Here is a 13,147-nt window from a genome sequence, read left to right as displayed (position 1 = left end):
TAAGTTAAGCAGATAACTTTTCAATCTCTCTCCATTGTTAAGTTAGAAACAAAGTAAGTTAAGTAAGTTAAGTAAGAAGAACAAAGTGATAGCCCTCACTTAGCATCAAATAGTCGACTACTAGAAATAAATGAACAAACTAAGATTTAGGAGGTGTAATGATACCGAACACAAGTAAAAGAAAACCAAATAAATCAAGTAAGAAAACTAGCAAAAAGGTAAGGAAAATCCCACTATCCTTCACCTAATAAGCAGCAAAGTAAGTAGCAAAGCCCGTCGCCCAGCGGGCTTTGTTACCTCTAGCACCTTACGAATGTTTGCAGCAAGTTAAGTACATGCCTTCAACACAACTAACCTATCACCAACCCACCTCTTAACTGACCACTCGTATAAAAAATTTTTATTCGCTTAAAATTCAAACACTGTTTATATTAAACAAGCACTTGTAGAGCGAATAAGGGATTAGAATGAGCATTTCTGGAGATAAAACATCAGTTGTGGTGGCTGGCGCGACAGGGTTAATTGGCCATCATGTGATGAGGCAGCTCATTGATGAGCCTGCGGTCGACAGTATTTATGCGCTATCAAGAAAATCACTTAATGCACAGTTTGATTCCAATAAACTCCACACACTCATTCATAGTGACCTGCAAGTCACGAGTTGGGATGACTCGAATGCGACGCCTAAACTTGGCGTTATCTGCTTAGGTACGACTAAGAAAAAGGCAGGATCAAAAGAAGCACTTCGCAAAGTCGATGTTGAATTGGTTAGCCAGGTTGCACAGTCAATGAAGTTTCTTGGGGTACAACGCGTTGCCGTCGTTTCGAGTTATGGCGCTTCACCAGATTCTTATTCACACTACCTTCGCTGCAAAGGGCAAATGGAGCAAAACTTAAAACGTATTGGCTTCAAGCAGCTTTTCATCGCACGTCCGGGGCCGCTGGTTGGTGAACGTGATGAACCAAGAGCCGATGAAAAACTTCTGCAAAGCATCTTTCCTTTAGTCTCTCCCTTTATGTTTGGTCAATTCAAAAACCTGCGTCCTATTCAAGCGGAAGATGTAGCGAAGGCAATGTTGTTCCGATTATTCGAAAATAATTTTAAAAATACCGAAATTTACTCGTCAAGTGACATGCTCAATTTATTGGCAAAATATCGCTAAAAAGCTCACCTATTCATCAAAATGTTGAATATCCACTCATGCCATTGAGTAGATATTACTAATCGTTCTAACAAATTACTTTTCCTTATTTTACGTTTTGTAACAGAACGTTATTTTAGCAGCAGTACTGACACCTATACATCCAGGTGCTTAATTGATTTAGCGTTATTCATAAGGAAAACAAATGTCATTTTCAGCTATCGCTGCCTTAGCGGTATTCACTGGTATCCTCTTTTTTCTCTACGGACAGCAGAAAAAAGAAAACACACTTTCTCGCCTTGTTTTACTCGGTTTAATATTTGGTAGTGCGTTTGGCCTTGGCCTACAGCTGTTATTTGGTGAAGGCAATCCCATCATCAAAGAGACACTAGACTGGGTAAACATCGTTGGTCGTGGTTACGTTGGATTGCTTAAGATGGTAATCATGCCATTAGTCTTGGTTTCAATGATTGCAGCTGTAGTGAAGCTTGAAAAAGGCGGCTCATTGGGCAAGATTTCTGGTATCACTATTTCAGTATTACTGGCAACAACAGCGATCTCTGCGATTGTTGGTATTGCAGTGGCTCAAGCATTCGGTCTTTCGGCTGAAGGCTTAACAGAGGGCGCTCGTGAAACCGCTCGTATTGCAACACTAGAAAGCCGCATGGGGAGTGTTTCAGACCTAACCATTCCACAAATGCTGGTTAGTTTCATTCCGACTAACCCGTTTGCAGATCTAACCGGAGCTCGTTCTACTTCAATCATCGCGGTTGTTATCTTCGGTGTGCTAACAGGTATTGCTGCCCGTAAAGTAATGGCTGAGAAAGAAGAGCTAGAATCACCGATCCGTACTTTCGTTGACGCTGCTCAATCTATCGTTATGCGCTTGGTTAAGATGATCATGGCACTCACGCCATACGGCATCGCTGCGTTAATGGCGAAAGTAGTCGCAACATCAAGTGCTTCAGACATCCTGAGCCTACTCGGTTTCATCGTCGCTTCTTACGTAGCTATTATCCTGATGTTCGTCGTTCACGGTGTGTTGGTTTCTTTTGTTGGTGTAAACCCGAAAGAATACTTCCAAAAAATCTGGCCTGTCCTAACGTTCGCTTTCACTTCGCGTAGCTCTGCTGCAACGATTCCACTGAACGTTGAAGCTCAAATCACTAAGCTAAATGTGCCACCAGCGATTGCTAACCTGTCTGCAACTTTCGGTGCGACGATTGGTCAGAATGGTTGTGCGGGTATCTACCCTGCAATGCTAGCCGTCATGGTTGCGCCTACGGTTGGTATCGATCCAATGGACATCAACTTCATTCTGTCTCTAATTGCTATCATTACAGTGAGCTCATTCGGTATTGCCGGCGTAGGTGGCGGTGCAACGTTCGCGGCACTTATCGTGCTGCCAGCGATGGGGCTTCCAGTGACTATTGCAGCACTACTTATCTCTATCGAACCCCTTATTGATATGGCTCGTACTGCGCTTAACGTATCTGGTGCAATGACAGCCGGTACCATTACCAGTCGCCTATTGGGTAAGAAAGACAAGCAACAAGATCTGGAACAAGCAAGCGCTTAATTCGACTTCCTATCGAAGAGTGATTATAGCTCTTAGTATGAATAAGCAAAAAAACCGATGCACATGCATCGGTTTTTAATTGTCTATCGTTTCTAACTTCTGTTACTTCACAAACAACATAGCTCAGAGCACTCGTTGAATCACTTTTTCGGCGAGCGCTTCATCGTCATCTTCACTCAATCCGCTGATGCCAATTGCGCCAATCACCTGCCCCTTTATCTCAATGGGAACACCGCCTTTAAAGCCAGTGATCTTTGAGTCGGTCCAGTAACTTAAGTCTTTACCGGTTTCTCTCGCCCAAGCGCCTAAGTTACCGCTTGGCTGTCTGTCTCTTGCAGACGTGTAAGCTTTGTTCTGTGCTAACAACCCGGCTTGTACGCTCACATTATCCATGCGAATAAACGCCAGTAACTCACCGTGCGTATCACACACGCTCACCGCAATTGCTTGTTGATTACGGTCGGCAATGTCGAGAGCGTTAGACACGAGTTGTTGGGCGATCTTTTGATTCAACATGTTCATTCCTTATGGCAGTGCTTGACCACGTGAGTACACGTAAAGGTTGTACCACTCTTCACGAGACAAGTTTATCTGAGTCGCTCTTGCCGAAGCTTTGATTCGCTCTAGGTTTGTGGTGCCAATAACAGGTTGGATACGAGCAGGGTGACGAAGCAAAAATGCCAGCACAATCGCTTCACTTTCTACGCCATATTGGTTCGCTAACTGAGCCACGTAGTGCGCCGTCTTTTTCACGTTTTCATGTTCTGAATACAAACCTTGATCAGCAAATCGGCCTTGTGCCAAACAGCCCCAAGCTTGCAATTGGATGTTATTCATTTGGCAATGTTCTAGTGTGCCCGCGGCGAAATCTGATTGATAATGCCCTTGCGAGTTAATCATCACCCCATCATTCAACCAATCGAGTTTGGCTAAGCTCATCTCAACTTGATTTGCGACGATGGGTTGCCCGAGCGCAGATTGCAGGTACTGAATTTGATGGCTGTTCATGTTCGACACACCAAAGAAATCGACCTTACCTTGTGCTTTCAAGTTCTCTAACGCTCTTGCTAACTCATCAAGCTCCATCAAAGGATCAGGACGATGCAGAAGCAACACGTCGAGCTTTTCAGTATTCAATCGGTTCAGAATACCTTCCACCGATTGGCTTACCCAATCTACCGAAAAATCATAACGACCAACATTACCCTCGCCTTCAAAACGAATCCCGCACTTAGATTGAATGAACATCTGTTCACGCAACTCAGGCGCTTGTTGTAATGCTTGACCAAAGGCTTGCTCGGCTTTTCTGAAGGTATAGATATCCGCATGGTCGAATAAATTAATACCTGATTCTAATGCCGTATCGATTACGCTTCGTGTTTGAGCAACATCCGCACTATTTACTGGATTATCATTCCATCCACCACCTAAGCCCATGCAACCATAGGCAACTTGCCCAACATTCGGTAGATGGTTTGATAATGGGATACTCTTTTGATCATTCGTTTTGTTTGTAGATTCAATGCTGTTCGTCATATCGATTCTCGCTTAGAAGATTTGCTGACCAGAAATATGTCTCTATCATATTGTTCTTTTAAAAAAACAGAATATGCTAGTTACGAAATGATTGTTTGATATGGCGAACAATAGATTAGTAGGAATGCGCGAATGAACGAACACAAAAGAATTGAACGACTGATCCTGTTTGTAGAACTTGCTCAGCAACTCAACTTTACCAAGGCAGCCGAAAAGCTCGGTATCTCTAAGAGCTACCTTTCTGAGCAGATCAAACGTTTAGAAAACGACTTACAATGCCCGCTTTTGGTCAGAACCACACGCAGTGTTCGTTTAACCCAAGAAGGCGAACGCGCGTTACAACAAGGCTTAACGATTCGCTCGCAAGTCTTACAGCTTGAACGCAGCGTTTCAGAGCAACACGACATCGTAAAAGGTCTATTACGCCTCACTGCGCCAAAGATGTTTACTGAGGTATATCTATTCGATATCTGCCAACGGTTTAGGCAGCAATATCCAGAAATCCGTTTTGAGATAAACAGCAGCTACACCAACTTTAACCTCAACCAAGATGATATCGATCTCGCGTTTCGTGCAACCAATACCCCACCAGACAACATGGTGGCGAAACACTTGATTAGTTATCAGCATGATTTGGTTGCTACTCCCGGCTATCTTGAGCAGTTTGGCCGCCCCAACAATGCCAACGACTTAAATGACCATCAATGCTTAGCAACGCTGCACCAAACCGAGTGGCCTTTAAAATCGGCAAATATTGATGTGTCCGGTTGGCTTTCAAGCAATGACAACCACTTGCTCAAACAACAAGCCATTTTAGGCAGTGGCATCATCCGTATCGCAAGTTACTACGTTGCGAAAGAGGTTGGGCTTGGAGAATTAGAGCGAGTGCTGCCTGATGAATGCCAGCAACAAGGCAACAGTATTTACCTTTTCTATCCGCAAGTTATTTATCCTGCAAAGAAACACCAAGTGTTCGTTAAATTTGTTCAGGCTTACTTTGATAACTTGAAAGCTTGATAATTTAAGAACTTGAAAACTGGAGAGTTTGATAATTAGAGAGCTTGAAGATTTGGTAGTTTAAGAATATGAGAGCTGAGTTAACGAATTGAAGAAATGAAAACCGATGAACAGATAAATTAAATAACACGAAATAAGGTTTAAGTAACTTTCTTGATTTATATACCTATATTTAGAATGGGATTATCGAACAATAACAAAGCGATTTTTTCGAATGCTCTCATCGATGATTGTTCTTGATAGAAAGAAATCGTGCATTTGTTCAATAATACAATGAGTTATCTATGAATGATTAACATAACTGATATATGATGCACCGCTTCAGTATGTCACATCATCTTGGCACCAGTTCGATAACAGGATCCTCATGAGCTTTATTATATTATTACTTCTTCTGCTATTCGTTGGCTTTACACGTTTACTTCAGTGGCGAAAAACCTCTCTGTTTTTATCTCTGGTTCTTATATCGTCATTTGCGTTGATTGGCTCAGGTTTAATTCCTCGTTATTTACTGAACGACCTACAAGCCGATTACGAAAATAAGCCTGATATCCAGTGGTCTGACAATAACGCCATTGTTCTTCTGGGTGCGGGAACGCAGTTAATTAAAAGCACGCAAGAGTTCGAACCCGCCTTTTTCTCTTTTGGCCGAATCAGCGAAACAGCAAGCCAATATAAAGATTGTGCAAAAATACAAACCACGTGCAAAGTGATCATCAGTGGTGGCGATGCACAAAATAACGGTGTCACCGAAGCAGAAGTTTATCAACAACAATTGCTGAGACTTGGCGTTCCGATGCGTGACATCATTCAAGAGCCAAATAGCGTAAACACTTGGAAGAATGCACAGCTTACTAGTGACCTAATGAAGCATCATAAATTCGATAACATTGTGTTAGTTTCATCTGGTCTGCATATTCGTCGCAGCGAGCTCTACTTCAACCACTTCGGCTTAAATGTTACTCCAGTTAGAGCCGATTATATGGCGGCTCAAGTTTCATGGCTGCCACTATGGTACAACTTTGCGGTCACAGATTTTGCTTTGCATGAACAGATAGGCTTTGCTCGTTACAACATCTACAACTTTATGGGTTGGAACAGTAAGCGAGAAAAGCCAGGCGATGCTTAATCACTTGCTTGGAAGCTCAGAAGATTATCGGCAGCTAAGTTAGCTCCAGTTTACAAACAAAATGCAGCAGCAATCGAACGGTTGTTTGTTGCATTTTTTAGTTCAAAGTAACTGCAAAGTACTTCTATCTTACCCTCTCACTGCCCTTCATTTTTTATCTCCAACCTCTTATCTATTTAGGGTTTAAGTAAGCCTTTATACCGAATGAACACCTACATAGATATCCATCAATAAAATAATAAAACCATTACTGTAACCAACTGATAATAATAAGGAATTTATTTCAATTTAATTCAGTATTTTTGGCATTGTTTTATATGACAGAGTACACACCGCTAGGGGCTCTCGGCTTCAAAATAATATAAATATAATCTAACAATCGCTTCAAATAAAAATAGCCAGAAAATGGCATTTAGGAAATTATTCATGCTTAACGTCAGTAAAACCATACTATTCAGCGCTGCCCTCTCTTTAATAGCTTTTACGGCTCATTCAAAGATTTACTCTGACCAGGTCGTCTTAGATAAACTCGGTGACGATAGTTGTCGTTCAGACTATCGCCCACTTAATAAGTTTGAGGCTCAAGAACATAAAACGGCTCTTATTTCTCGCATGAACGTGTGGGACATTGTCGGCCTTCAGGACAATTGGGAGATTATGGGCTCTGGCTATCACGGACTCATCAAACAAGGGCAAGCAAATGACAACACTTGGTGCTATCCAAACTCGCCAGATGCGGGCCTCCCTTATTACGATGAACAAGCTATTCAAGAGAGCGACAACCTTGAGGTTCAAAGCGCTTTAGTCAACGACAACGGAAACTTTATCAGGCCACTAAGTTACTTAGCTCACAATCTTGGTTTTGCATGGGTAGGTGGTAACAACGCCCGTTATGTCGGTCAAGACATGTCAATTAAACAGCTCAACGACGGTTGGGAGATAAAAGGGAATAACGACGGGAACTGCAGTGGCATGCGTTGTAATGAGAAAACGACAATCACAGTCGATAATTTCTCTTACACCCTAGACAGCGAAGTATTTTCGCACGGCACGATTTTAGAGCCAGCTCAGGAACTGATTAAAACCGTTTCTGCCTACGCAATTAATGAAAGTAATAAGCCTAAGCAGATCATCGTTGACCTTGAGTTTGAGCAATCAACTCGTTGGCAAAAAACCAATAGCTTTGATCTTGCCGATTCGGTGCTCCTTTCTGATAACTTTAAATGGCCACAAGTTGGTAAAACGGAAGTACGAGTACTTTTAGAGCAAGAACAGCGTTTTTCTGATACCAATAATGGATCTCGTTCTGAACTGAGCGAACTGCAAGCTATCATTACGGTTCCTGCGAAATCAGTACTGCCCTTTCAAGTAGAGTTCTTACGCTCTACCATCTCTTATCCTTACCGCATCAAAGCCAACATGAGTTACAACGTTAACTTTACTGGTTTCCTTCGTCATAGCGGAAACGCGCTCAGCAGTCATCCGACAAATCGTCCGACGATTTCTCACACCTTCACAATGGGAACCAACACTGAAGAACAAGCGAATATCCGTTACCAATGGGATCACCGTTATATTCCTGGAGAAATGAAATGGTGGGATTGGAGTTGGGCAATCAACACCAATGGATTGAGCAGCATGCAATATGCCGCAGGAGCTAGCTTACGTCCGTTTTACACTCACGTATCAGGTCAATTCAGTGCTGAGTCTCAATATTCAGGCCTGATCGATATCGGTGAACAGCACTCTGTAGGTTCATTCGATGCGATGACCGCACTGAATAATCATAAAACCTATTATGCCGGCGATGTTCAGGTGGTTACTGACTTTGATTCTGAAACCCTCGCACAGCTGGGATATGAAGATGCTGAACTTATGATTAACCCTGTACAGCAGTAAACAAACTCACATTTCCCCCTATCTAAGCTCATCACTCTGGTGGTGAGCTTTTTTGTTGATGACAAACCCAAAGAAAGCCAAAGCACCTATTCGCCACTTATGCCTACACTGATCTCTTTGTTGTCAGTAAAAAGCTAATCGAAGAGTGCTATTCATCTAACTGCGATAAAAAAACTAGTATTTGAATATGACCAAGAAAAACGATTTATGGTGGCTCACAGCTATCGTATATAGTCCTTTATCAGCCGCACTTTGCTTAAGCGACGGAGTTCAGGATACCCAATCACTAGACACAATAAACAATGACCGTGCTTCTTTATGGTCTCAAAATGAGCTTTATGCAGAGCCAGATTTTGGTACTGCGTTAGGCGAACTTGAACACAGTGGGCACGCGCAATCTTTCGCATCAGCATGGCCACAAACAGAAAAAGCGTTGGCTAATGTCCCGCAGACATTCGAAAGCTCGTTAAGCCAAGAAGGCCTAATAAACCGACTAGGTCAGGCTGGTTCTTCGACGTTGGAAGTCTTAGGGCCAATCGGAGATGCAGTCGCAGTTGGCTTTTGGGTTGACAACATGGTCCAAACATTTTCTGAGGAATCCTCTACTCGACTCGACAAAGCGGCTTCTATTTTCTCTCTCATTCCTCTAGTTGGTGATGAGCTAAACCTATTATCGAATGACATTAAGTACTTCGCAGCCAAAGAAAAAATCACCGAATTTGAAAACCAATCGCACTACGTGTTTACCAACCACTCATCAAAATTTTCTCGTTTCCATCATAAAAAACAAGATGCAATCTCACTGATTAATAAATACGACAATCATGTGAAGCACTCTGCCTCAATGTATATCGATCACCTACTTCTTGAAGCCGACGCTGAGTATCGCCGGTTAGCTTCAGCGTATGACAGGCAGATATCTAAGCAAATGGCACGAATCGACCTAGAGCTATTAAAATCGCTAGGACACGTCTTTGTTGATTCAAGCTTATACAAACCTTTATGCCAAGGCCGATTTAAACCACAGGCAGAACTCAAAAGCTGCGTTCGCAATCATGGACCAGATCGAATTGATGATCTCATTAATAAATTGAATGCTAATGAGTATCACGAACTTGCTTTGGCGATACACACAAAGAAAAGAGAACTTGTCGACATTGCTTTACGTCGGCTAGCCGAGCACCGACAAAACTTAATCAAGCGAGTAAACGACAGGGCAAAACCCCACGTTTTTAACATGATCACCCATAGCACGATCAACCGAAGCAACTTGCAGATCCAAGCGCGACAAAGCGGTCTGAGAGAGTATGCCAAAGAAATGTGGGATATCGATTACCTGAGCGAGGAACAACTCAGAACAGCAACTGTAGAAGTTCGCCCCGCAAGAACTTGCTGGGGTGTTCCTTCCATTGCCCCAGGCGGTATTCAAGCTTCTATAGATGCGTGTAAAAACTCTGGCGCATTGTACGATACCTATCACCCGAAAAAAGACCCTGAGCTGTCCAGAGTATTAACAAAAAGAGTAGAGTTTAATGTCGATTATTATACAGCGTCGAGAGTGACCTCGGGATGGCCTGCTGGCTTATTTAGAGAGCAACTAATGAATACAGCTGACGCCTACATATCCGGCCAGTTCTCTAATCAGGTGTTTGAGCAGCAATTATCCTTGCTAACTGACATCGAGATTCTTAGCTACCAAACGTCTTTAATGAATTATCTAGAAAGCAAAGGAATCGACGGTTCAAACCCCGAAAATCGTACAAACTGGTATCAGATTAGCCGTTGGTATGAACTGCTGCTAACAGAGCGACCAAGCGGTGGAGTGTTAAGTCAAATCAAACAATACGAAATTTTTAGACATTTCATTCAACCTCAATTTGAGCTCGCTATATCGATGTCTTATCTTCGTTCACTGAACTATTCAGTGCCCTATCCGAGCGTTTATGCTGCAGGAGACCTTAGATTTTATGCTCCCCAAATGGCCGATATACTCGATGAAGTGATGTCGCAGCCAAGCACTAACTTTGATCAAAATTTTCAAAGCGCTATTGAAAGCATCATTGAAAAGGCAATGAAGACGACGAATGCCAACCAACTTCAATATTTATTAGGCGATCTTTCTCTCTACCTTCAAATCGCACAACATCAGCAGTCAGAAGTCAATGTATCGCCTAACAGTCAACATCAACTGTTCAACAGCACGCTTTCCCCTCTGCACCTGAGCTACCTTTCCGATGAGCATCAAGATGAACTGGAACAACAAGTAGGCTATGTATCTTCACATGCCCTCTGGGCCCAACTCGCGAATATAAAAATAGCGTTGAGCCAAGGAGATCTCGAGTCTGCAATTGGGCAGCTTGGGTTAATCATTAAACAAGAAGAACTGACCATGCTTCCACATATCAACCATCTGCTCCTCAAAGAACTCGAAGATTGGATTGAATTACAAATCGCATTAGAGGAATAAGCCAATGAAAACTAAGGTTATCTTAACTCTTTCAATGCTTTTTTTGCTTGTTGACCCAATGAATGTATATGCTGGAAAAGGCTCAGAATTCGGCCTCTTTTATGATGCTCCGGACGGCGTAAAAGTGATTGCTGGGTACAACTCAGACACCCACGGTAAACTTTATCGCATGTCTAGAAACCTCTACGTACAAACAAAGAGTGACGCATACCTTGCAGATATAAGCGTGTTAGTCCGCAAGCTACAGCTGTCACAAACTGGACGAGAAATTTTACGACAAATCGCTACCTACGTTCCGGTCAATGCGCCTCACGACGGTGTTGAACCATTAATTGAACATACAATAGGGATCGACCACTCTAATGCTGCGGTTGTCACTGTGATAAGAGAACCAGAAGGACCAGGAAGACTCTTTGAGACGATACCCTCTATATTTAAAGATCAACAAAAGGCTTCGCTAGCTTGGCAGCGACAGTTTAATGGTAAGGGGGTCTCGAATACGGTTTACTTCTCCACCACGGAGATGGTCAATATTCCAGGAACAGAGACACCGTTTGATCAAACTGTCGCATTAGGACATGAGCTCATACACGCGAGAGACTTCTCTTCTGGTGCCGTCCCTCAAGGCAATGCGCCTCTGTCTCACCGACACCCAGACACCAATAAAGCGACAGAGTATGTGATTCCAAATTATGAATATCAGACCACAGGAATTACTCACTACAACAATGCTGAACACGGTCGAGATCCCGTTACAGAAATCAGTAGTGCCAGGCAGGCAGTCATCAACCTTCGTGAAGAGATGTACTTCCAATGGAAAGCGCTAAGACAAGAAAAACCTAAAGCGTATTTAAAAAATGAAAAGATCGTGAGTGAATTTCATTTAGCTGACGATTTGGGAAAAGCAAAAAGAAATACTTATTGGCCGAAAGAACACTACGACTACAAGCCATATACGCTTGAAACAAGACCATCCGCAACACCTCAGCATGCACCGAACTGGGATACTGTAGAAGGAAAAATGGCACATATCGAAGTTAGACAAGCACTAAAGAAATCGTTAAGTGAAGGTAACAAACCTGCGATTGTTATCGTTGATGCTACCGAACAACGCTTATCTCAAAGCTTGCAAAATTCACCAGCGCTGACACGCAGAGGACTCGGAAACCAAAGTTCAATTCTGAAATACGCTGCTCAAAACGATATTAAAGTGGTCAATATTTATAGCAAGCAGAATGAGACCCCACTTAGCTGCTTAAAGAAACGTAAAAAGAGCCTTCTTTATCGTTCAATTTCAGGCAAACGAGCAGGCTCAGAGCAAGGTTACAGTGATGTTCAATACAGCAAAGACAATGAAAGCACATTAGTCTCAGCGCTTGAAGAAAATAATGAAGTTTTGGTCATGGCCTACTCCGATGGAAAAGTGACAACTAATGTAATCGATAGCCTATCTGAAAGCATGGATAAACAAGTGGTTGTATCCAGATACGCTAACTTAGATTACCAACCTTCAAACCTCAGTGCGGCAGAAAGTACTGCCTGGAAGGCACTTAGTAACAAAGAGAATGTAAAAATGTTAGGTGGAGGTAGCCGCTCTCGCTTCAATATATGTAGCATCCAATAAACAGCATTGTCGAACTCGAAGCACCTTATATCGCTGCTCCTTTCTGTGGCCAAGCACAGCAACAAGTAGCGGGTTTATGACAAATAAACCCGCTACTTGACTTAAAAGTGAAATCACAACGAAACAAAAGTTTGAGTTAATAGGGCCGGTTATACACTGGGATTCCATCAGGAGGATCTATGAAACACTGCCCATCTTGTTCAACTGAACTGGTCGCAAGAGACGATGTACAAATTTGCCCACGCAATGAAATCGGCGACTGCTATTTTGATGGCTATGAGCAATATCAGCTCGAATATCATCAACTTAAAAACAGCCAACAAGACTCAACTTTCGACATCGCAGACATTGTTGCCGATTAGCTAGCCAAAGTCTTAGTAGGTAACTTACCTACTTAGCTACTTAGCTACTTACCAGTAAAGCGGTCGTAAGCGAGGCACTGGCAATGAATTATTTCTCAAATATAGAGAGACACGACCGGTTCAGATGAGCCCGTAAATAATTCTATGCAGTTGCCAACATTGAAAAAGCCCCGATGTAAGACACATCGGGGCTTTTAATACTTCTTTGTCCCGTCCTGGAATGTGTTTACACATTGAGGACTAATGATGACCATTCCAAATAAACACTACGTTAAGCGCACTCAGCGTGATTACACACTAGGCTTTAAATTGCAGGTTGTAGACGCCATTGAAAAAGGCGACATGACCTATAAACAAGCCCAATCAATTTACGGCATACAAGGTCGTTCGAC

10 protein-coding genes and 1 pseudogene are annotated in these 13,147 nt (G+C 42.7%); 9 read left to right on the top strand and 2 right to left on the bottom strand.

Annotation, left to right across the window (positions count from 1 at the left end; translation table 11 throughout):
• The first annotated feature begins 467 nt into the window (after nt 1-467).
• Nucleotides 468-1,163, top strand: a complete 696-nt coding sequence (locus BCU75_RS15410) for an NAD-dependent epimerase/dehydratase family protein (protein ID WP_102465565.1) — start codon at nt 468-470, stop codon at nt 1,161-1,163.
• Between the two features lie 184 nt (nt 1,164-1,347).
• The gene (locus BCU75_RS15405) at nt 1,348-2,721 is read left to right on the top strand and encodes an L-cystine transporter (protein WP_076679225.1); all 1,374 of its coding nucleotides are present in this window, start codon (nt 1,348-1,350) and stop codon (nt 2,719-2,721) included.
• A 123-nt stretch (nt 2,722-2,844) separates the two neighbouring features.
• On the opposite strand, the gene BCU75_RS15400 is transcribed toward BCU75_RS15405, so the two are convergent.
• Nucleotides 2,845-3,237 (bottom strand): GlcG/HbpS family heme-binding protein, encoded by a 393-nt coding sequence (locus BCU75_RS15400; RefSeq protein ID WP_102465563.1) that lies wholly within the window; start codon nt 3,235-3,237, stop codon nt 2,845-2,847.
• Between the two features lie 9 nt (nt 3,238-3,246).
• The gene (locus BCU75_RS15395; RefSeq protein ID WP_102474353.1) at nt 3,247-4,257 is read right to left on the bottom strand and encodes an aldo/keto reductase; all 1,011 of its coding nucleotides are present in this window, start codon (nt 4,255-4,257) and stop codon (nt 3,247-3,249) included.
• Nucleotides 4,258-4,389: 132 nt separating this feature from the next.
• Between BCU75_RS15395 and BCU75_RS15390 the strand changes: the two genes are divergently transcribed.
• From BCU75_RS15390 to BCU75_RS15360, 7 genes and pseudogenes are all read left to right on the top strand, one after another.
• Nucleotides 4,390-5,274: a LysR family transcriptional regulator gene (locus tag BCU75_RS15390; RefSeq protein WP_102465558.1), complete on the top strand. Its 885-nt coding sequence runs from the start codon at nt 4,390-4,392 to the stop codon at nt 5,272-5,274.
• Nucleotides 5,275-5,641: 367 nt separating this feature from the next.
• Nucleotides 5,642-6,403 (top strand): YdcF family protein, encoded by a 762-nt coding sequence (locus BCU75_RS15385; protein ID WP_076679229.1) that lies wholly within the window; start codon nt 5,642-5,644, stop codon nt 6,401-6,403.
• Between the two features lie 426 nt (nt 6,404-6,829).
• Entirely contained in the window at nt 6,830-8,302 is a 1,473-nt protein-coding gene (locus BCU75_RS15380; RefSeq protein ID WP_102474352.1) for an aerolysin family beta-barrel pore-forming toxin, read from the top strand.
• A 187-nt stretch (nt 8,303-8,489) separates the two neighbouring features.
• Complete coding sequence (locus BCU75_RS15375; RefSeq protein ID WP_102474351.1) at nt 8,490-10,769, top strand: hypothetical protein; 2,280 nt, start codon at nt 8,490-8,492, stop codon at nt 10,767-10,769.
• A 58-nt stretch (nt 10,770-10,827) separates the two neighbouring features.
• On the top strand, nt 10,828-12,393 hold the full coding sequence (locus BCU75_RS15370) for a M91 family zinc metallopeptidase (protein ID WP_372201795.1): 1,566 nt from the start codon (nt 10,828-10,830) through the stop codon (nt 12,391-12,393).
• Between the two features lie 179 nt (nt 12,394-12,572).
• Nucleotides 12,573-12,755 (top strand): hypothetical protein, encoded by a 183-nt coding sequence (locus tag BCU75_RS15365; RefSeq protein WP_076679233.1) that lies wholly within the window; start codon nt 12,573-12,575, stop codon nt 12,753-12,755.
• A gap of 246 nt (nt 12,756-13,001) precedes the next feature.
• A pseudogene (locus BCU75_RS15360) lies at nt 13,002-13,147 on the top strand (IS3 family transposase); the annotation flags it as partial.

Source organism: Vibrio splendidus, assembly GCF_002873455.1.
Lineage (GTDB): Bacteria > Pseudomonadota > Gammaproteobacteria > Enterobacterales > Vibrionaceae > Vibrio > Vibrio splendidus_J.
Note: the sequence above shows the minus strand (reverse complement) of the source record. Positions and strands in the feature narration are given on the sequence as shown.